This is a genomic window from Marinobacter sp. SS21, assembly GCF_028369065.1.
Classification (GTDB): domain Bacteria; phylum Pseudomonadota; class Gammaproteobacteria; order Pseudomonadales; family Oleiphilaceae; genus Marinobacter.
Genome location: NZ_JAQNDA010000003.1, coordinates 46047 through 67692, shown reverse-complemented (window position 1 = coordinate 67692; position 21646 = coordinate 46047). Strand labels below are relative to the sequence as shown.

The following is a 21646-nucleotide window of genomic DNA, read 5'->3' as shown; positions in this document are numbered from 1 at the left end:
GTCAGGAAACTGTAAGGAGCTGCAAATGACCTATCGCCGAGAAGAGCATACCTTCATTCCTGAGGCCGATTTAGAGGGCATGTCGGTCGAAACGCTGGCAGTACGGGCCGGGCAGGTACGGACGGCCCAGCTCGAGCACAGCGACCCGATTTTTCCAACCTCCAGCTTTGTCTACGGCAGTGCGGCCCAGGCTGCCGCGCGTTTTGGTGGCGAAGAGCCCGGTAACATTTACTCCCGATTCACCAACCCCACCGTGCAGGCATTCGAGGCCCGAATCGCGGCAATGGAAGGCGGCGAACGTGCGGTGGCAACGGCGTCTGGCATGGCGGCCATTCTTAGCACCTGTATGGCGTTGTTAAAAGCCGGAGACCATGTGGTGTGTTCCCGCGGTGTGTTCGGCACCACCAATGTGCTGCTGCAGAAATACTTCGCCAAGTTTGGCGTTGAAATTTCGTTTGTCAGCCTGACGGATTTGCGTCAGTGGCAGGACGCCGTCCGATCCAACACCCGGATGCTGTTTCTGGAGACCCCATCCAATCCGTTGTGCGAAGTGGCCGACCTGGAGGCGCTGTCCCAGTTGGCGAAGTCTGCGGACGCCTTGCTGGTGGTGGATAACTGCTTCTGCACGCCGATTTTGCAACGCCCCCTGGAGTTCGGCGCAGACGTGGTGATTCATTCCGCCACCAAGTACCTGGACGGCCAGGGCCGCTGTGTTGGCGGCGTGGTTGTTGGTTCCAACGCGCTGATGGAGGAGGTCTACGGCTTTCTGAGATCCGCCGGTCCGACCCTCAGTCCGTTTAACGCCTGGGTGTTCCTCAAGGGACTGGAAACGTTACCAATTCGTATGCGTGCCCACTGTGAGAATGCGTTAGAGTTGGCTACATGGCTGGAGCAGCAGGAAGGCATAGAGGAAGTCTTCTATGCCGGCCTCAAGCAGCACCCGCAACACCAGTTGGCGCTAAAACAACAAAGTGGTTTCGGTGGTGTGCTGTCGTTCCGGGTGCGCGGTGGCCGGGAAGCGGCGTGGGCGTTCATTGACGCCACACGGATGATTTCGATTACCGCCAACCTTGGCGATGTTAAGACCACCATCACTCATCCGGCGACCACGACCCATGGCCGGCTGTCTCCGGAAGATAAGGCCCAGGCCGGAATTACCGAAAACCTCATTCGGGTATCCGTCGGTATCGAATCCAGCGCGGATCTGAAAAAGGATCTTTCCCGTGGATTAGACGCCCTCAAGGGCTGAGTGGGGCGGAGACAACCAGACCGTCGCGGGTTTCCGCAGGGACGACACACAGTAACGGAATCGTCAGAGTTTTCATGGCAGAGCCCAAAAAAGCACAGAAGTCACCGGAACTCACCGAGAAGCAACAGCGCTTTCGCAAACTGGTCGGACAGGGCGCGCGTGAAGGCGCGGTCATTGCGCTGGTGGTGTTGGCTATCTACCTGTTTATGTCTCTGCTCACCTTCAGTCCGGCGGACCCGGGCTGGGCAAGCATTGGCCACCAAACCGATGTCACCAATTATGCGGGACGCACCGGCGCCTGGCTGGCTAGCTTGCTGATGGATTTCTTCGGCTATGTGGCGTTCCTGTTCCCGACCATGGTCGCCGGCTACGCGATCATGCTCATTCGGCGACGTAACGATCCTATGGAGTTGCATTGGCCGCTGTTTATGGTGCGATTCGGCGGTTTTGCGCTGATTTCGTTATCCGCCACCAGTCTGCTCTCCCTGTACTCGCTGTTCGGTCTTTCGGCATCCTCCGGCGGCGTGATGGGCGTGGCGGTGTCCGACGCCATGGTGCTGTTCTTCAACCTGCCCGCGACCACTTTGTTGTTAGTCGCCATCTTTCTGTTCGCGCTGACGGTGACCACCGGTTTGTCCTGGTTCTGGCTTATGGATCAGGTGGGCGGATTGACCTTGAAGGGCTATGAGTGGTGCTGGGCGTCGGTCCAGGAGCGGATGCAGGCGTCGGCGCTCGCCGATGTTGATCAACCCAGGCCACAGCCCGATGCCCAACCGGAACCGCCGGTGCTGAATACCCGAGTGGCCGAACCGCTAGACGCTGAAGTCACCCGCTGGTGGCGGAAACTGCCCTGGATGGGGCGCAGGGCAGGGCGGACCGGGGTGAGCGACAAGACCGCTGAGCGGAAAGAGCCCGCGCTGGGCGACACCCTGCGGTCGATCCCAGAGGAGCCGGCGCGGTTGGAAAGTTTTTCGTCTTGGGATTCGGAGCCGGTAGCGCCAGCCCGGCCGGTCAAGTCCAACGCGCCAGACTCACGGAAAGAGTCACGTAAGGAATCGCCAAAAGAATCACCTAAAGAGCCGCTGGAAGAGCCCTCAAGGCCCTCGAAATCCTTGAAAATTTCCCCTTTCAAACGGGATGACAAACCGGCCAGGAAAGACGGTGGTAAACAGCCCACGCTGTTTGAAGACATCGAAAGTGCCATTCCACCCATTTCATTGCTGGACCCCCCCGAGGAGCACCAGGAAAAGGGATATTCCGAAGAATCGCTTGAGCATATGTCGCGCCTGCTTGAGGAGAAGTTGGCGGATTTCGGGGTCACCGTAGAAGTGGTTGAGGTCAATCCCGGCCCGGTCATCACCCGTTTCGAAATCAAGCCGGCGCCTGGCGTCAAGGTCAGCAAAATATCCAATCTGGCGAAAGACCTGGCTCGTTCGCTGGCCGTGCTGAGTGTCCGAGTCGTTGAGGTGATCCCGGGAAAATCGGTTATCGGTATCGAAATTCCGAACGAGAGCCGCGAGATGGTGCGTTTGAGCGAGGTGCTGGGAGCGCCGGTGTTCGAAGAGTCCAGTTCCGCCTTGACGATGGCCCTGGGCAACGACATCGGTGGTAACCCGGTGGTTGCCAACCTCGCCAAGATGCCGCACCTATTGGTGGCCGGTACCACGGGCTCAGGTAAGTCGGTGGGGGTCAACGCCATGCTGATCAGCATGCTGCTCAAGGCCACCCCGGAAGAAGTCCGCTTTATCATGGTCGATCCCAAGATGCTTGAACTGAGTATCTATGACGGCATTCCCCACCTGTTGGCTCCCGTTGTGACCGATATGAAAGAGGCCGCCAACGGCTTGCGCTGGTGTGTGGCGGAAATGGAGCGTCGCTACCGCTTGATGGCGAACCTGGGCGTACGCAATATTGCCGGTTACAACCGCAAGGTGAAGGAGGCCCAGGAGGCTGGTGAGCCGTTGCTGGACCCTCTCTGGCAACCGGATGAGTACCTCAACAATGACGAGCAGGAACGGCCCGAGCTGGAAGCGCTTCCATTCATAGTGGTGGTGATCGACGAATTCGCCGACATGATGATGATTGTCGGCAAGAAGGTGGAAGAGCTGATTGCCCGGATCGCGCAGAAGGCCCGTGCCGCCGGTATCCACCTGATACTTGCCACCCAGCGGCCATCGGTGGATGTGATAACCGGGCTGATCAAAGCCAACATTCCCACTCGGATCTCGTTCCAGGTCTCGTCCAAGATCGATTCGCGCACGGTGCTTGATCAGGGCGGTGCGGAGCAGCTCCTGGGGCACGGGGACATGCTCTATCTACCGCCGGGAACCGGTTTGCCTGTCCGGGTGCATGGCGCCTTCGTTGATGATGATGAGGTCCATCGCGTGGTGAGTGCCTGGAAGGCCCGTGGAGAACCCATCTACGTGGACGATGTGCTTAATGGAGCCGAAGGTGAACACCTGCCGGGAGTTCCCACGCTCAATGAAGGTGGCGGCGACAGTGAGGGGGATGCGCTGTTTGACGAGGCCGTGGCCTTCGTCACCGAAGGTCGCCGGGTTTCCATCTCCTCGGTACAGCGAAAATTCAAGATTGGCTACAACCGAGCGGCCAATCTGGTGGAGGCCATGGAGGCCTCCGGTGTCGTCAGTCCGGCGGGCCACAACGGGTCGCGGGAAGTTCTGGCACCCCCCCCACCGCGAGACTAGGTGAAAATCTAGGTGAGAAACCAGGTGAGAAATTAGGAGAGCAACGATGAGAATGAGCAACGTAGTCGCCGGCCTGTTGGCATTCATGGCGGTTTGGCTGACGGCCCCGGTCGCGGCCCAATCCCTGTCTTCGGCAGCGGAGGAGCTGGCTCAGACCCTGCGGGGCTATCGGACTTACCAGGCTCGCTTCATTCAGATACTGGTTGACGAGAACGGTGGCCAGGTTCAGGAATCCCGGGGCATGCTCAAGGCCAAGCGCCCCGGCCTGTTCTATTGGGAAACCAATGAGCCCATGGCGCAGTTCATCGTCAGCGATGGCGAGCGCGTCTCGGTCTATGATCCGGATCTCGAGCAGGTGACGATTCATGCTCTGGATGATCGAGCGGCCAGTACTCCGGCGTTGCTACTCAGTGGCGAAGTCGACAATCTTGCCGAACACTACGAGGTGAGCGAGCGCCGCCTTGGGCAGGATACCCGTGAATTCACCCTGCTACCCCGCAATCCGGATTCGCTGTTTGTGTCGCTGCGCCTTTCGTTCTATCGAGGCGAGCTGCAGGAGATGCGATTGGAAGACTCCCTGGCTCAGCTCAGCATCCTCAGTTTCGACCAGATCCAGCTCAACGCGGAATTGGCGGACTCGACATTCGCTCTGGAGTACCCGGAGGGCGTTGACGTCATCCAGGACGGGGTCTGATGCAGGACAGCCTGTTCGTCGACGCAGGGTTTGAGCCGCTGGCAGCCAGGATGCGCCCTGGTTCGCTGGACGATTACGTTGGTCAGGCTCACCTGGTGGGCCCGGGTAAACCCTTGCGCCGGGCGATTGAGCAGGAACAGCTGCATTCCATGGTGCTCTGGGGACCTCCCGGGGTGGGCAAGACCACCTTTGCCCGGTTGCTGGCGAACGTTGGCAATCTGAGCTTTGAAACCCTCTCCGCGGTGCTTAGCGGGGTCAAGGATATTCGCGCCGTCGTCGACCGGGCCAAGCTGCGCAAACATTCCGAAAGCCGCGGCACCCTGTTGTTCGTTGATGAGGTCCATCGCTTCAACAGGAGTCAACAGGACGCCTTTTTACCCCATATCGAAGACGGCACCTTCATCTTTGTCGGGGCAACCACCGAAAATCCCTCCTTCGAGCTCAACAGCGCGCTTCTGTCGCGGACCCGGGTTTACGTACTCAAGCAGCTCGGCGAGCAGGATATTTTGATGTTGCTCCGGCGTGTACTGGAAGCCCCGGAGGGGCTGGCCGGCCGCGTAGTGGTCAGCGACGAAGTGCTGGGACTCATCGCCGGTGCGGCAGGGGGCGATGCCCGCCGGGCCCTCAACGTGCTTGAGGTGGGGGCCGATCTGGCCGAACCCGATGACACCGGTGCCGCCAGAATTACCCCGCAGAACCTTGAAATGGTCCTGCAGACGAGTCTGCGCAGGTTTGATAAGGGCGGTGATATTTTTTACGACCAGATCTCCGCGCTGCATAAATCCGTTCGCGGATCTGACCCGGATGGCTCGTTGTATTGGTTGTGCCGAATGTTGGAAGGCGGGTGCGATCCGCTCTATGTCGCCCGACGCCTGGTGCGAATTGCCAGTGAGGACATCGGTAACGCTGATCCGCGGGCATTGCGGCTGGCCTTGGATGCCTGGGACGCCCAGGAGCGTTTGGGGTCGCCGGAAGGCGATTTGGCCCTCGCCCAAGCAGTCACTTACCTGGCGCTGGCCCCCAAGAGTATTGGAGTCTACCAGGCCTTTAACCGCTGCATGGCCGACATACGCAACGAGCCGGATTACGAGGTCCCGGTTCATCTTCGCAATGCGCCCACCAAGTTATTGAAATCGCTCGGTCATGGAGATGACTACCGCTACGCCCACGATGAGCCAGGGGCCTTCGCGGCCGGTGAATGTTACCTGCCGGAGGCCATTCAGGGGCGTCGCTATTATCAGCCGGTGAACCGAGGTCTGGAGATCAAGCTGGCTGATAAGCGCGCGCGACTGGACGAGATGAATCGCAGCAGTGATCGCCAGCGATACCCGCCTGACAAAGGTTAGCGGCTGCCTGGTCGCCGAATCCCGAGCCTTGGGGCAGTGTTCAGCGACGCTCCCGCAGGTATAATGCGATCAAAGTGCCGAACGAAGCCATTTTCATTCAAACAGATACCGCAGAATCAGGACAATCATGCTCGATCCAAAACGCGTACGCACTCAAACCGAAGAGGTTGCCCGTCAACTGGCTGTCAAAGGGTTTGATTTTGACCAGTCGACCTTTGAGCAACTGGAAGAGCGTCGACGCTCGATTCAGGTCCGTACCGAGTCGCTGCAGAGTGAGCAGAACAAGCGCTCCAAATCCATCGGCAAAGCGAAGGCGTCTGGCGAGGACATTCAGCCTCTGCTGGACGAAGTGGAAAGCCTGAAGCGTCAGCGCTCTGAGGCAGAAGAGGAGCTTCGTGAGGTTCAGGAGCAGCTCAACGCCTTTCTGGCTGGCATCCCGAACGTCCCGGATCCGTCCGTACCGGTCGGGGAGTCTGAGGACGACAATGTGGAAGTACGGCGTTGGGGCGCGCCGAAGGATTTCGATTTTGAGGTGAAGGACCACGTGGCCTTGGGCGAAGCCTTGGGCGGGCTCGATTTTGAAACCGCCAGCCAGTTGGCCCATTCCCGGTTTGCGGTTATGCGTGGCTCGGTCGCCAGGCTGCACCGGGCGCTGGCGCAGTTCATGCTCGACCTCCACAGCATCGAGCACGGTTATACCGAAGCCTATGTACCTTATCTGGTCAATGCCAACACGCTGTATGGCACCGGCCAGCTGCCAAAGTTTGAAGATGACCTCTTCAAAATGGAGGGGGATCATCCGCTTTACCTGATTCCGACCGCTGAAGTTCCAGCCACCAACCTGGTGAGCAACACTATCCTTGAGGATGCGGAGCTTCCGCTTCGATTGGTCTGCCACACACCGTGTTTCCGCAGTGAAGCCGGTTCCTACGGCCGGGACACCCGGGGCATGATCCGCCAGCATCAGTTTGACAAGGTGGAGCTGGTACAGGTGGTCAAGCCGGCGGAGTCCGATGCGGCGCTGGAAGCCCTGACCGGGCATGCCGAGAAAGTTCTGCAGCTGCTGGAGTTGCCGTATCGCGTCGTTGAGCTTTGCGGCGGGGACATGGGCTTTTCCGCAGCGCGTACCTTTGACCTTGAGGTCTGGCTACCAGGTCAGGGGAAATACCGCGAAATTTCGTCGTGTTCCAACACCCGTGATTTCCAGGCACGGCGTATGCATGCTCGTTGGCGTAACCCGGAAACCGGAAAGCCCGAGCCGGTTCATACATTGAACGGTTCCGGACTGGCTGTTGGCCGTACCCTCATAGCGGTGCTGGAGAACTACCAGCAGGCGGATGGCAGCATTCTGGTTCCCGATGTACTCAAGCCGTACATGAGAGGCATCGACAGGATCCAATGAACCAAAATGGACAAAGTGGCGCCCCAAAAGGGGGCGACCGCACCGCATCAGTGCTCCCGCGTTACCGGGCTAACCCGGTAACGCACAATTCCAACGACTCCGCCGGCGAGGTGTTCCTTGTTGGGGCGGGGCCTGGTGATCCTGAGCTGTTAACCGTTAAAGCCTGGCGGATTATTACGTCCGCCGAGGTGGTGCTGTACGACCGCTTGGTATCGAACGACATCATCGACCTGATCCCGGAGACTGCTGAGCGGATCCATGTTGGTAAACGTCGAGCGGACCATGCATTGCCCCAGGAACAGATTAACCAGAAACTGGTGGAGCTGGCTCAGCAGGGCAAGCGGGTGGTGAGGCTCAAAGGCGGCGATCCGTTCATTTTTGGTCGCGGTGGCGAAGAGATTGAAACGCTGGCGGAGGCCGGAGTGCGCTTTCAGGTGGTGCCGGGAATTACCGCTGCCTCCGGCTGTGCCGCATACTCCGGAATTCCGTTAACCCACCGTCATTATGCCCAATCCGTACGTTTCGTGACGGGCCATCTGAAGAATGACACCTGCGACCTGCCGTGGAAAGATTTCGTGCAGAGCAACCAGACCCTGGTGTTTTATATGGGCTTGGTGGGGCTGCCGATCATCAGTCGTGAGTTGATTGCCCATGGCATGGATCAATCGATGCCGGTCGCGTTGGTGTCAAAGGGCACCACGCCGGAACAGACAGTGGTCGTCGGCGAACTGAGTAATATCGTCGAGAGGGTTCAGGAAAGCGGTGTGCAGGCGCCCACCATCATTATCATTGGCCAGGTGGTAGAGCTGCGCTCCAGGCTCGACTGGATTGGCGCCTAGTCCGGTCTGGTTGGCATAAAAAAGGGACAGTGGTTAACACTGTCCCTTTTTGATTGCATTGTCGAGGCCTAGCGATTGGGCAGTACGTCTTTGAGCTTGTCGCGCATGTCGCGGATCGCTTTCTCGGTGGTCGGCCAGTCGATGCAGGCATCGGTAATGGATACACCATACTGCAGTTGGGACAGATCCTCGGGAATGGACTGGTTACCCCAGTTCAGGTGGCTTTCCACCATCAGTCCCTGAATAGAGCTGTTTCCTTCGAGAATCTGGTGAGATATGTCCTGCATCACCAGGGGCTGAAGGCCTGGATCCTTGTTGGAGTTGGCATGGCTGCAATCCACCATAATGGATTTGCGCAGCCCGGCTTTCTCCAGCGCCTGCTCGCACAGCGCCACGCTGACGGAATCGTAGTTGGGCTTTCCGCCGCCGCCACGCAGCACCACATGACCGTAGGCGTTGCCCTGGGTTCGGATAATGGCAACCTGGCCTTCCTGATTGATGCCCAGGAAGCTGTGCGGGTGGGAAACGGATTTCATGGCGTTGACCGCAACGTCCAGACTCCCATCGGTTCCGTTCTTGAAGCCAATGGCCATGGACAGGCCACTGCTCATTTCCCGGTGAGTCTGAGACTCGGTTGTTCGGGCGCCGATGGCGGACCAGGAAATGGTGTCTTGCAGGTACTGGGGTGAGATGGGGTCCAGGGCTTCGGTCGCGGTGGGCAGTCCCAGCTCGGCAATGTCCAGCAACAGGCGACGGCCAATGTGCAGTCCTTGCTCAATGTCGAAGGTGTCGTCAAGGTGGGGGTCGTTAATCAGTCCCTTCCAGCCAACGGTTGTGCGAGGCTTCTCGAAGTAAACCCGCATGACGATCAGCAGGGTGTCGCTGACTTCCTCCGCCAGGGCCTTGAGCTTCTCGGCGTATTCCCGGGCTGCTTTCACATCGTGGATGGAGCAGGGACCGACAACAATAAACAGGCGATGGTCCTTGCCATCCATAATGTCGTAAATCGCCTGACGTCCCCGTTCGACGGTTGCCGCTGCCTGTTCGGACAGTGGCATCTCCGCTTTCAGCGCCTCAGGGGTAATCAACGTCTCCTGGCTGGCGACGTTGACGTTCTCGAGCTTGATGCCGGACATGCTGCTTTGATCCTCGATTCGTGTCTGCTACGGGGCGGTATCACATGAACGATTGAGCGTCACGTGAACAATTGAGCCCCATCTATTCAAATGGTTATACGGTCGGGAGGTGAGGCCTCCGTGTACCGGAGTGTTCGATATACTGCGTTATTTACCCAGGCTTTGCAATGCGGCGAGGGTGCGGTAGCCGGGGGATTCTGCCTGATAGAGCCGGCGTGTTCTTCGCCTTGTGGTACAAACTGATACGACTCCGCTCTGGACGCGCGGGGAATGCCATGGTGCAATGGTTTGGTCGCTGGCACCGCACTCCACGTTCGGTGTGTTGGTCCGCAAACCAGGCCGGCTCCGGATCGCTGTTTTGGAACCACGGCGTCAGCGGCATAAAACGGAATTTACTCGCCACCATGTGGACCTACAACTGAATGTCACAGCAAGTCAAAGCCCCGCCCGGAGCTGATGTTTCAGCGGACATCAAACAACTCATCAACGATATTATTTGCGGGATCCGTATTCCTGATCTGCCGTATCCGGTTGGCCCGCTGGACGATGACCGGCATGCGGATTGGCGGCCTTTGCTGCTTTCCTGCTGGAATGAACAGCGGGACGAATCTGTCGTTCACCTCATCAAATCGGTATCGCTGGCCTGGACCGTGCGTCAGGTGAACTCCGCCTATCTTGCGGATCGCATTATGGATGTGTTCTTGCAGACCTCGGGATTGCACGTGGCTCTGGCGGGAAAAGTGGCCCGATTGCGTTTTTTTCTGGCTTGGCGATTGAATGATCAGGGGGCGTCCGGGTTTGAAGGCGGTATCACGAATTGGCTGGACAGCCTTGGCGATTGGCGCGGCTGGAGTGATTCCGGCGGGCGTTCGGCCCGTGCGTTACTGGATCAACTGGACGCCATGGTGATCGCGGTGTCCGCCTGTTTCGAGACGGGCACACTGACGCCGTTTTCAACCTACAGCGCCCAATGGGCGACTGACGCCGATCTACGACTTGAACGTGTCGGCATGCTTCGGAGCCGGTTGCTGGCGACCGAACAGGGCGCCGCGCGGCAGCGATGGGCAGACCATACAGCGCGGGCATTGGTCGGACGGGCTCTGATCGAAAGGGAGCTGCCTGATGCCATTTCCGAGTTTGTGGTAACCCATTGGCTCAAACTCTTACGGCAGGTCGCGCTCAACACCGGGATGGCCAGTGATGATTGGCGCCATGCGAGAAAGTTGTTGGAATGGCTGGTATGGGTTGGAGATCCCAGCTTGTCCGATGGCAGTTCTGATCGGCTCTATCATGTTGGCGAGCAAATCGGTGATCGCTTGTCCGAGGTGTGGCAGAGGGTGTTCGGACAGGCCTTGGCGCAAAGTGCCCTGAATGTTGTCGAAACCGTGATCGTTGCGCGTCTGCGGGGCGAACCGCTGGAACTGGCGCCCGCCCTGGGTGGTCATCGAAACCTCCAGTTTGATGAAGGCTGGTTAACACTGGCGCGGCCATCCGAGCACGAACTGGCAGCTGCACTTCAGCAGTGGTTTGTTGAAGGCCAGGGCGCCGACGAGCAACGACGTTTTTTCTTGGCCTTTCTGGACGATACCTGTGAAGTTCTCTGGACCAACGGGGCTGGCGTAAAGTTGGGCCTGCTGCCCTGGTCGGAGTTTGTCCAGGCCCGGTCAGCCGGTCGCTTGAGACCGATACCTCCGCTTAATCGTTTTCAGGATGTATTAAAAGATACGGTTTTGTCCCTTGCGGGGGTCTACCATGGCCAACGCCGACAAAGGGAGCAGGCGGCGCTTCAGGCAAAAGCGAGAGCAGAGGAGCTTCGGCGTAAGGTCGAGGCTGCCGAACAGCAAAAGCGCGAGGAACTCACGGCCAAATTGCAGGAACAGCAACGCCTTAAGGCCGAAGAGGAGGCGAAGCAGCAACAGCTGGAGGAAGCTGAGCGCTTGCGGGTGCAGCAGGAACGTCTTCAGGCCGCTCAGGTTGCAATCGATGGTCTCAAGCTCGGTAGCTGGATCGCAGTGCCTTCCCGGGAATCCGGCGAACCTCCCACCAAAATGAAGCTCGCCGTTCGAATTAACGCCAGTCGCAAACTGGTGTTTGTTGACCGGCTGGGCCTCAATCGGCGGGAATTCCTGCAAGAGGTTCTGGTAAAAGAGCTGGCCGACGGAAGAGTTCGAATATTGAGCGGAGCAGTGGAGTTCGACGATACCCTCACCAGGGTGGTCGGTCGCATACGGGTGGGCCGTCATTGATGACAACCCTATCTCGGGAGCCCGGATATCAAAAAGGGAATGAGGATGCGGGCAGGGTTCAGTATGGATAAGGGAAGGGTGGTAGGTGACTTCTGAAAAGCGTACTGATTACAGGCTGACAGGCAAAGTAAACGTTTTTTTGGAGTTGGACAGCGGCGACCCGGACGTGGGCGATGGCATCACGCGTCTGGAGGCGTTCAGCACCGACCTGTCGATAGCAGGGCTGCGGTTGCAGTGTCGTCAACCGTTGCAGGAGGGGGCGTTGTTACCGGCGACGGTGTCGCTGGTGTGTGCTAAGGAGCCGTTTAGACTGATGACAGAAGTGATCTGGTGCCGTGCAGTGGAAGAACGTTGCTGGGCCGCTGGGCTAAAGATTCTTGAATCCGACGAGACTTCCTTTTTGGAATGGGTCGAAGCGGTTGGTCTTGCCATGGGGCAAGACTGACGCCCCTGGGTTCGGGAGTTGGAAGGCGGCCAATCACCGCATTCCAACAGTCCTCGAAACTCAGTCTTCCAGGTCACCCATGGCGGTCACGCTGAAGCCTGCATCCACATGCAGGATCTCACCGGTGATGCCACTGGCCAGGTCAGAACAAAGGAAGGCGGCAGCATTACCCACTTCCTCGGTGGTCACGTTGCGTTTGAGTGGCGCCCGCTTGGCGTTCTCGGCCAGCATGCGCCGGAAACTCTTGATGCCGGAAGCGGCCAGGGTTTTGATTGGACCGGCCGAAATACCGTTCACCCGTACACCATCCTGGCCCAGGCTGGAAGCCATGAAACGGACATTGGCTTCTAAAGAGGCCTTGGCCAGCCCCATGACGTTGTAGTTCGGCAACACCTTTTCCGCACCCAGGTAGCTCAAGGTCAGCATGGAGCTGTTCTCGCTGAGCATGTTGCGGGCGCCCTTGGCCAGTGCAACAAAACTGTAGGAACTGATGTCATGGGCAATCTTGAAGCCGTCACGGGTGGTGACGTCGACGTAATTACCGTCCAGCTCATGGGCCGGTGCGAAGCCAACCGAATGCACTATGATATCGATGTGGTCCCAATGCTCACTCAGTGATGCAAAGACCTGTTCGATTTCCTGGTCGCTGGCGACGTCGCAAGGAAAGGTCAGATTACTGCCCCAGCCTTCGGCAAACTTTTCTACCCGCGACTTCAGCTTGTCATTCTGGTAGGTGAATGCCAGCTCCGCGCCTTGCTGATAGAACGCTTCGGCGATGCCAGCTGCGATGGAATGCTTACTGGCCACTCCAACAATCAGGGCACGCTTGCCGCTGAGTAATCCCATTTCAATTCTCCCTGTGTGACGGTTTTAGCGCATTATCCCCGAATGGAACAGGCAGGGGTAACGCTCAATTGGTCGTAGTGCCTGACGGGTTTGGCGCTTGCAAATCCGCAGTTTGGTAAAAGAAGGCCGCGTTCAGCAGTTCCCGGGTGTAGTCCGTCTGCGGCTGGGTAAAGATTGCTCCAGCATCGCCATATTCGATGACCTTTCCATGACGCAGCACCAGCAGCTTATGGCTTAAGGCTCGCACCACTGCAAGGTCATGGCTGATGAACAGGTAACTCAATCGATACCGGGACTGAAGGTCACGGAGCAGCTCGATGACTTGCCGTTGCACCGTACGATCCAGGGCAGAGGTCGGCTCGTCCAACACGATGAGTTCCGGTTGCAGTACCAACGCCCTGGCAATGGCGATGCGTTGCCGTTGGCCGCCGGAAAACTCATGGGGGTAGCGGTGTCTGGCGGCAGGATCGAGGCCAACCTCCTGTAACGCCTGCATCACCTTCTGTTCGTGGGCCTCTATGGGCTGATCGGGCTCATGGATTTCCAGACCCTCCCGGATGATCTCGGAGATGGACATGCGCGGGCTCAGACTGCCAAACGGATCCTGGAATACAATCTGGATATTTCGCCGATAGGGCCGGAACTGCCTCTGGTTCAGCGGAGTCAGTTCCTGACCGCCCAATGCGACGCTGCCGTCACAGGTCGTCAGTTTGAGGAGGGCATGACCGATGGTGGTCTTGCCGCTGCCACTCTCACCCACGATCCCCAGGGTCTCGCCTCTATTCAGCTGAAACGAAACCTCCTGAACCGCATGAAACCAGGCGCGTGTGCGGCCGAGCCAGTTTTTAGCCGTGGGAAAGCGAACATTGAGGCGATCGACGCTGAGTAGTGTTTCGGGCACTCCGGTGCCAGTGGGCGGCTGACCATGAGGCTCGGCGTTCAGCAGACGCTGGGTATAGGGGTGGGCTGGGGAGGCAAATAAGGTTTCGGTATCGGCCTCTTCCACCAGGCTGCCTTTTTCCATCACCGCAACCCGGTCGGCATAGCGGCGGACAATGCTCAAATCGTGGGTGATCAGCAGGATTGCCATGCCCAATTTTTTCTGCAGCTGGCCCAGCAATTCCAGCACCTGTTTCTGCACAGTAACGTCCAACGCCGTAGTCGGTTCGTCCGCGATCAGCAGCTCAGGTTCATTGGCCAGCGCCATGGCGATCATCACCCTTTGCTTCTGGCCCCCGGAGAGCTGATGGGGGTAGCTGGAGAGCCGGTCTTTGGGGCTGGGAATGCCAACCAGATCGAGCAGTTCAATGCAACGGGCTCGAGCCTGTGGGCCGCGCATGCCCCGATGCAGCTCGAGGGTTTCAGTGATCTGTTTTTCGATGGTGTGGAGGGGATTAAGGGACGTCATCGGTTCCTGGAAGATCATGCTGATCTTCTGGCCCCGGATCTGTCTGAGTCTGCGCTCGGACACCTTCAGCAGGTTTTCCCCGCCGAACCGAATTTCGCCCGAAGGGTAGTCAACGTGGCGGCTGTCCAGCAATTGAAGAATCGAAAGCGCGGTGATGGACTTGCCGGAGCCACTTTCGCCCACCAGGGCGACGGTTTCAGAAGGAGAAACCGACAGGGAGACGTCATTGACGACGTTATTGCCGCCGCCAAAACGGATGGACAGGTTGGAAATCGTGAGCAGTTCTGACATCTCAGTTTTTCCTTGGATCGAAGGCATCCCTGACCGCCTCGCCTACGAACACCAGCAGGGTCAGCATGAGCGCCAGGCTGACAAAGGCAGAAATGCCGAGCCAGGGTGCATGCAGGTTCGATTTCCCCTGGGCAATGAGTTCGCCCAGGGAGGGCGACCCTGGCGGTAGGCCGAATCCGAGAAAGTCGAGGGAGGTCAGACCAGTGATGGCACCGGTCAGGATAAATGGCAGAAAGGTCAGGGTGGCGACCATGGCATTGGGGAGAATATGGCGGAACATGATCTTGCTGTTACCCAGGCCGAGCGCTCGGGCGGCGCGAACGTACTCGAAATTCCTTGCCCGCAGGAACTCGGCTCGTACCACATCCACTAACCCCATCCAGCTGAACAGCAGCATAATCCCCAACAGCCACCAGAAGTTCGGTTGCACGATGCTGGACAGGATAATCAGCAGGTAAAGCGCTGGCAGGCCCGACCAGATCTCGATGAAGCGTTGTCCCAGCAAATCAATCTTGCCACCGTAATAACCCTGGATCGCACCGACCGCGATGCCCACAATGCAGCTCATGATGGTCAGAATGAGCCCGAACAGCACCGAAATCCTGAAACCGTAGATAACCCTGGCTGCCACATCCCGCCCCTGGTCATCGGTGCCCAGCCAGTTCTCTGCCGAGGGTGGCGCCGGAGAGGGCACGTCCAGGTCGAAATTGATGGTGTCGTAGCTGAAATGAATGGGTGGCCAGAGCATCCAGCCGTTGGCCTGAATTTCGTCGCGAATGAACGGATCCCGGTAGTCCGCCTCGGTGGGAAGGAAGCCGCCAAAGTTTTCCTCCGGAATGGTCTGGAACACTGGGGCATACCAGTCACCCTGGTAGGACAGTAACAGCGGTTTGTCATTGGCAATCAGCTCTGCTCCCAGCGTAAGCAGGAACAGCGCGAGAAAGATCCAGAGTGACCAAAAGCCACGGCGGTTGCGCTTGAAATTGGTAAGCCTGCGTTGCTGAATGGGGGTCAGGTTGAAGCCTTTCATGTCAGCCCTCCCGACTCTCAAAGTCGATACGCGGATCAACCAGCACGTAGGTGATGTCGCTGATCAGCTTGAGGATCAGCCCCATAAGGGTAAAGATGAACAAGGTGCCAAAGATTACCGGATAGTCCCGATTCAGTGCCGCCTCGAAGCCCAGCAGTCCCAGCCCGTCCAGCGAGAAAATAACTTCGATCAGCAATGAGCCGGTGAAGAACAGGGCCACCAAAACTCCGGGCAGGCTGGCGATTACGATCAGCATGGCATTGCGGAAGACATGACCATAGAGCACCCGGCGCTCCTCAAGTCCCTTGGCACGGGCGGTGACCACATACTGTTTGCCGATTTCATCGAGGAATGAGTTTTTGGTCAGCAGGGTGAGGGTGGCAAACCCGCCAATGACGTTGGCCGTTACCGGCAAGGTCAGATGCCAGAAATAATCCACGATCTTCTGATACCAGTTAAGCTCCTCCCAATTGGGTGAGGTCAGGCCTCGGAGCGGAAAGAAATCGAAATAGGTACCGCCGGCGAACAACACGATGAGCAGGAAGGCGAACAGGAAGCCGGGGATCGCATAACCCACCACGATCATCGAACTGGTCCAGACGTCGAAACGGGAGCCGTCGGTAACGGCTTTTCTGATACCCAGCGGTATGGAAATGAGATAGATAATCAGCGTGGACCAGAGGCCGAGTGAAATCGAAACCGGCATCTTGTCGATGATCAGTTCGATCACCGATCGGTCGCGGTAGAACGAATCTCCGAAATCGAAGGTCGCGTAGTCCCCGAGCATTTTCAGGAAGCGCTCATGGGGAGGCTTGTCGAAACCGTACATGACCTCCAGTTCCTTCAGCAGCTCGGGGGGGATGCCGCGCGAGCCCCGGCTATCGCCAGACCCGGCGGCGACTTCGCTGCCGCCACCGCCACCCGCGCGGGCGAGTGCGCTGCCGCCATGACCTTCCATCTCAGCGATGAACTGTTCAATAGGCCCACCCGGGGCGGCTTGAACGATGATGAAATTGAGCAGCATGATGCCGATCAGGGTCGGAATAATGAGGGCCAGACGGCGGAGAATATAGGCGCCCATGGCTTATTGCTCAATCCACCAGTTATCCAGGTCGATGCCGTCTTTGGGCGTCACCTCAGGCCGCTGCAGATGTGCCCGGTAAGCGATGCGATCCTTGGTCAGGTGCCATTGGGGAATGGTGTAGTGGCCATGGAGTAGTACACGGTCCAGCGCGCGCACTCGGTGTACCAGCGATTCCCGGTCCGGTGCCTGAATTACCAGATCAATGAGTTGGTCCACCACCGGGTTATTCACCCCTATGATGTTTCGCGAACCGGTTGCGTCGACACTTTGGGATGACCAAAAATCACGCTGCTCGTTGCCGGGTGAATCCGATTGCGGGAAAACCTGGGTGACGATGTCGAAGTCAAAGTTACGGACCCGTTGGATATATTGGGTGGTATCCACCAGGCGCACGTCGACCTCAATTCCGAGTTTCTCAAGATTTGTTTCAAAGGGTAGTACCACCCGTTCGAAGTTTTTCTGGGCCAGCAGAATCTCGAAGCGAAGCGGCTCGCCGGTCTCCACATTGACCATCTGCCGGTTCCGGATTTCGTAGCCGGCTTCTTTTAATAGGTTGAAGGCCGTGCGGAGATTGTCCCGCAGGCTGCTACTGCCATTGGTCGAGGGAGGTGTGTACACCGATTCGAAAACGTCCGGGGGCAGCTGATCCCGGAAAGGTTCGAGAATGGCCAGCTCGTCACCTTGGGGTAAACCGGTCGATGCCAGTTCACTGTTCTCAAAGTAACTGTCAGTACGGGTGTACTGATCGAAAAACAGGTTGGTGTTGGCCCAGCCAAAGTCGAAGGCGTAGGCCAGCGCCTGGCGTACCCTGCGGTCGGCAAACTGCGGTTGACGGGTGTTGAAGGCAAAGCCCTGCAGCCCCACGGGCCGGTGGTGGACGACTGCCTCGGTTACGATCTCGCCCTTGTCGAACTTGTCCCCGGTGTAGGCGGTGGCCCAGTTTTTGGCCGAGGATTCCAGGCGGAAGTCGTAATTACCCGCCTTGAACGATTCGAGCGCCACCGTATCGTCGGTGTAGTAGTCGTAGCGGACTCGGTCGAAATTGAATTGCCCTTTTCGAACCGGCAGATCCTTTGCCCAGTAATCTTCAACGCGCTGATAGGTAATGGAGCGGCCGGCATCGAACTCACCAATACGGTAGGGCCCGCTACCCACCGGTGGGGTTAAACCGTTTTTGCCGAACTCGCGCTCCTGCCAGTAATGTTTGGGCAGTATCGGAAACTGACCAAGGATCAGCGGCAACTCCCGATTTTCAGTGTCGCCGAAGTCGAAGCGAATGCGATGACTGTTTTCCACCGTGACCTTTGATACGTCCCCGTAGTAATTGCGATAGAACGGGTGTCCTTCGGTGGTCAGCACATTAAAGGAAAATTCGACATCTTCGGCAGTAATTGGCTTGCCGTCCTGGAATCTGGCGGATTCCCTGAGGTTGAACGCCACATAGCTGCGATCAGCTGGTGTTTCGACCGACTCGGCGATCAGACCGTAAGCACTGAAGGCCTCGTCCGCGGAGGACTTGAGCAGGGTGTCATAGAGATAGGTATTGATTCCTGCAGCGGCGACGGCGCGGATGACAAATGGATTGAAGGAGTCGAAGCCGTTGGCAACCACGCTCAGTCGTAAGGTTCCGCCCTTGGGAGCCGCGGGGTTTACATAGTCAAAGTGTTCGAAGTCTGCCGGGTAAGCCGGGGTCCCGTGCATGGCGATAGCATGTTTGGGCTCAGCTTCTTGGGCGGCAGTCGGCAGCGGGAGCGCCAAGAGGATGGCAGCCAGGAGAGTGAGCGGGTGGCGGGATGAAGACGTCCTTTTTCTTACCATGGGTCTCGCACGTTTGGGTTATTGTTGTCGGACCGGAGTGCATTCGAACGCCAGGCAAGCCGGTCAAGCGGCCGCCTTCGACGATCGGACAGCGATACACTGAGCTTAGTTGCTGTTTCGAATATCTACGTAGAGTACCAGACTTTGGCCCGGTTGCAGATAACGGGAGGTATTCAGGTTGTTCCAGCTCGCAATATCGCTCACATCCACCGAAAAACGGCTGGCAATAGTCCACAGGGAGTCGCCATTGCGCACCCGGTAGCCGACTCTGCGCACCATGTTATTGCGGTTGCTGGCGGTGCTGTTGGGGGATGCTGTTTTTGACCACAACACCAGTGTCTTGCCGGGAATGAGTGGATCTCCTGGTGCCATATTATTCCAGGAGGCTACTTGCCGCACGCTTACTCCATGGTCCCGGGCGATGTCCCAAAAGGTATCGCCGCTTTGCACCAGATGTTCCACACGTTCACCATTTCCACTCCTGCCGCCGCGGGACTGGGTTGCCGCCAGCCGTTGGTTTTGGCTGAGGGAGTAGGTTGCGTCGCCTTTACTGGCGGTGGGAATCAATAACCTTTGGCCGCTGCGAATCAGATCGCCTCGCATATTGTTGACCTCACGGATGACATCCGGTGTGGTGCCAAACTTCTGAGCAATGCGAATGAGACTGTCGCCGGATTGAACCTGGTAATTGTTCCAGGAGACCCGCTGCTGTACCGGGAGGCTGGCCAACCCATCACGGAAGCGGTCTGCGTTAGTGGTTGGTACCAGCAGTCTATGGGGCCCTGACGGTGTCGTTGCCCAGCGGTTATAGGACGGGTTCAGCAGATAGATCTCTTCCATGGAAGTGCCTGCCAGGTTTGCGGCCTGGGCCAGGTCGAGCTGGGACCCGGTTTCCACGATCTCAAAATAGGGTGTGTCCTCGAGGGCAGGCAGGCTCATGCCATAGGCACCGGGATCGTTATAGATCTTTGCCAGGGCGAGCAACTTGGGGACGTAATGGCGGGTTTCACGCGGGAGATCAAGCGACCAGTAATCCGTCGGCTTGCCAGCGTTTTTATTACGCCGTATCGCCCTGGAGACGGTACCACCCCCACTGTTGTACGCCGCCAGTGCCAAGGTGTAGTCGCCATCGAATCGATTGGCGAGCCGCTCCAGATAGGTGAGCGCGGCGTCGGTGGCGGCGACTATGTCCCGGCGTTCGTCGTGCCACCAGCTTTGGTGCAAACCAAAGTACTTGCCGGTGGAAGGAATGAATTGCCAAAGTCCCGACGCCCTGCCGTGGGAATAGGCAAACGGATCGAACGCGCTCTCGACCACCGGAAGCAGGGCCAGCTCCGCCGGCAGGCCACGCTTTTCGATCTCCGTGATGATGTAGTGCAGGTAGCGGCTGCCTCGTTCAGACACCCGGTCCAGGTAACTGGGGTGCCTTTGGTACCACTCCAATTGCTGGGTAAGCCGTTCGTTGTCCACCGACAGGTCCAGTTGGAAGCCGTTTCTGAGCCGCTGCCACAAGTCATGATTGGCCGGGTCGTCCTCAACCTGAGGGGGAACGGCCTCCAGAGAGGCGCGCGCCTGTGCGGCGGTTTCTTTCAACTCCGGATCAATGGAGTCATCGAGTTGCCCCGTGGACAGGTCGCCGGAGCCATTGCCGGATTCAATGGCTCTGACCAGGTCTTCGTCCCCGGCGGCCACTTGCAGGCTCTCGGACTCCAGTACACTGGTTGAACTGGAGTTGTTCTGGTAGAAGCTGCTGCATCCGCCGGTCAAAGCGCTGGCGAACAGAAGGCAGGTGATACGTCTGGACATCATACTAAAGCTGATCCGGTGTTGGTTCAGTGCGCCAGGGTCACAAACCCTGGGCACCTGAGTGTCGTGTAGGTCAGGAGTCGTTGTACGTCTCCTGAAACGCATTAATTGGCCTCGGGGTTCCCCAGAGCCTGTTCCAGGAACGGTTCAAAGCCACCTCAGTGCGAACGTCAGTTGGAACGTCGGTTGGAACGTCGGTTGAAACGTCGGTTGGAACATAGTGGCTTGAATTCTATGGGAACGGTTTTTGAAGGGTCAAGAAGCCTCTCGTTACGCCATTGAGAGGATTTGTTAACGATGGCCGTGAACGGACCCTAAAAGTGGTCCTTGCCGTGGCGTACCGCAGCAAACACGGCGTCCGCTCCTTCCTCCGCCAAGCCATGGCAACGGGCGTAGTCAGATGCGGCGGCAACCACGTCCGGGTCGTCCCAGCGCAGGAACGGGTTCAGGGATCGTTCCTGCCCCAGAATGCCGGGCACCGTTGGCTCGTTGCGATCACGACGCCGCTGACATTCGGCCTCAAACTGGGCCAATCCGGTATCCTGCGGAAGCAAGTGGCGTGCATACTTCAGGTTGGCGAGCGTGTATTCGTGGGCGCAGTAGAAGGCCGTCTCGTCGGGCAGGCTGCGAAGGTGTTCCAGCGAGGATCGCATTTGAGAGGGTGTGCCTTCAAACAGCCGGCCGCAGCCACAGACAAACAGGGTATCGCCACAAAAAAGAACGGGGCGTCCGTGGATCTCCGTGTCCGTAAAGTAGGCGATATGGTCGAGGGTGTGGCCTGGCACTTCCAGCACCGTGAAGGCCAGCGTTTCCCACATCACCCGATCACCCGCGACAACCGATTCGGTGCAACCACGATAGGGCGATGTCCGAGGGCCAACGATCCGCACGCCGGGCGCGTGCCGCGCCAGCTCGGCAATGCCTCCGACGTGATCCGGGTGGTGGTGGGTCACCAAGACGGTGTCTAGTCGAAGCCCCTGTTGTTCCAGGTGGTCCAGAACGGGCTTGGCATGGCCGGGGTCGACCACCAGCGCCTTGCCGCTGTCGCGGTCGGAAAGGCACCAGATGTAATTGTCGTTGAACGCCGGAATCGGATGGATGCGCAGCATGTTTTCTCACGTAGGAGCTGGTGGGTGTGACTGCTATGATAGAACAATCAATAACGCGCCCCAACCCGGATACAACCACCATCGCAGGGCGGGATAACGGAGGCGATTGTGGGAAAGCGCACCATGAAACCGGTCACTGTTAGTTTTTCCGAACGTTACCAAAGTTTCGAACAATGGTTTCAGACTCCGCTG

General features: G+C 58.2%; 15 protein-coding genes and 1 pseudogene. 8 read left to right on the top strand and 8 right to left on the bottom strand.

Going from position 1 to position 21646, the window contains the following annotated elements; genetic code table 11:
• Window positions 1-25 precede the first annotated feature (25 nt).
• From N6L25_RS04780 to cobA, 6 genes and pseudogenes are all read left to right on the top strand, one after another.
• The gene (locus N6L25_RS04780) at window positions 26-1249 is read left to right on the top strand and encodes an O-succinylhomoserine sulfhydrylase (protein WP_271978442.1); all 1224 of its coding nucleotides are present in this window, start codon (window positions 26-28) and stop codon (window positions 1247-1249) included.
• A gap of 74 nt (window positions 1250-1323) precedes the next feature.
• On the top strand, window positions 1324-3954 hold the full coding sequence (locus N6L25_RS04775; RefSeq protein ID WP_271978440.1) for a DNA translocase FtsK: 2631 nt from the start codon (window positions 1324-1326) through the stop codon (window positions 3952-3954).
• 85 nt (window positions 3955-4039) lie between these two features.
• On the top strand, window positions 4040-4648 hold the full coding sequence (gene lolA, locus N6L25_RS04770; RefSeq protein ID WP_271978943.1) for an outer membrane lipoprotein chaperone LolA: 609 nt from the start codon (window positions 4040-4042) through the stop codon (window positions 4646-4648).
• Entirely contained in the window at window positions 4648-5994 is a 1347-nt protein-coding gene (locus N6L25_RS04765) for a replication-associated recombination protein A (protein WP_271978438.1), read from the top strand. Before lolA ends, N6L25_RS04765 begins: the two co-directional genes overlap by 1 nt.
• A 127-nt stretch (window positions 5995-6121) precedes the next feature.
• A complete protein-coding gene (serS, locus tag N6L25_RS04760) occupies window positions 6122-7396 on the top strand; it encodes a serine--tRNA ligase (RefSeq protein ID WP_271978436.1) in 1275 nt (424 codons plus the stop codon).
• Window positions 7397-7410: 14 nt separating this feature from the next.
• Window positions 7411-8235: pseudogene (gene cobA / locus N6L25_RS04755) on the top strand (uroporphyrinogen-III C-methyltransferase); the annotation flags it as partial.
• A 68-nt stretch (window positions 8236-8303) separates the two neighbouring features.
• Here cobA and N6L25_RS04750 read toward each other — a convergent pair.
• Window positions 8304-9371, bottom strand: a complete 1068-nt coding sequence (locus N6L25_RS04750) for a 3-deoxy-7-phosphoheptulonate synthase (protein ID WP_271978432.1) — start codon at window positions 9369-9371, stop codon at window positions 8304-8306.
• 422 nt (window positions 9372-9793) lie between these two features.
• Here N6L25_RS04750 and N6L25_RS04745 point away from each other — a divergent pair, with 422 nt between their 5' ends.
• Together N6L25_RS04745 and N6L25_RS04740 are read left to right on the top strand one after the other, a co-directional pair.
• The gene (locus tag N6L25_RS04745) at window positions 9794-11617 is read left to right on the top strand and encodes a DUF1631 family protein (protein ID WP_271978430.1); all 1824 of its coding nucleotides are present in this window, start codon (window positions 9794-9796) and stop codon (window positions 11615-11617) included.
• An 85-nt stretch (window positions 11618-11702) separates the two neighbouring features.
• Window positions 11703-12062: a PilZ domain-containing protein gene (locus N6L25_RS04740; protein WP_271978428.1), complete on the top strand. Its 360-nt coding sequence runs from the start codon at window positions 11703-11705 to the stop codon at window positions 12060-12062.
• Window positions 12063-12122: 60 nt separating this feature from the next.
• Here the strand turns inward: N6L25_RS04740 and N6L25_RS04735 are convergent, their stop codons facing one another.
• The 7 genes from N6L25_RS04735 to gloB all read right to left on the bottom strand — a co-directional run bounded on the left by N6L25_RS04735 (window position 12123) and on the right by gloB (window position 21454).
• On the bottom strand, window positions 12123-12908 hold the full coding sequence (locus tag N6L25_RS04735; RefSeq protein ID WP_271978426.1) for an enoyl-ACP reductase FabI: 786 nt from the start codon (window positions 12906-12908) through the stop codon (window positions 12123-12125).
• 64 nt (window positions 12909-12972) lie between these two features.
• Window positions 12973-14607 carry an ABC transporter ATP-binding protein gene (locus tag N6L25_RS04730; protein ID WP_271978423.1) on the bottom strand — a complete coding sequence of 545 codons (1635 nt, stop codon included), beginning with the start codon at window positions 14605-14607 and terminating at the stop codon, window positions 12973-12975.
• Between the two features lies 1 nt (window position 14608).
• Entirely contained in the window at window positions 14609-15637 is a 1029-nt protein-coding gene (locus N6L25_RS04725; RefSeq protein WP_271978421.1) for an ABC transporter permease, read from the bottom strand.
• 1 nt (window position 15638) lies between these two features.
• Window positions 15639-16718, bottom strand: a complete 1080-nt coding sequence (locus N6L25_RS04720; RefSeq protein ID WP_271978419.1) for a microcin C ABC transporter permease YejB — start codon at window positions 16716-16718, stop codon at window positions 15639-15641.
• Between the two features lie 3 nt (window positions 16719-16721).
• Window positions 16722-18422: an extracellular solute-binding protein gene (locus N6L25_RS04715; protein WP_271978417.1), complete on the bottom strand. Its 1701-nt coding sequence runs from the start codon at window positions 18420-18422 to the stop codon at window positions 16722-16724.
• 222 nt (window positions 18423-18644) lie between these two features.
• Window positions 18645-20348 carry a lytic transglycosylase gene (locus tag N6L25_RS04710; protein ID WP_271978415.1) on the bottom strand — a complete coding sequence of 568 codons (1704 nt, stop codon included), beginning with the start codon at window positions 20346-20348 and terminating at the stop codon, window positions 18645-18647.
• A 311-nt stretch (window positions 20349-20659) separates the two neighbouring features.
• Window positions 20660-21454 carry a hydroxyacylglutathione hydrolase gene (gene gloB / locus N6L25_RS04705; RefSeq protein ID WP_271978413.1) on the bottom strand — a complete coding sequence of 265 codons (795 nt, stop codon included), beginning with the start codon at window positions 21452-21454 and terminating at the stop codon, window positions 20660-20662.
• Between the last annotated feature and the right edge of the window lie 192 nt (window positions 21455-21646).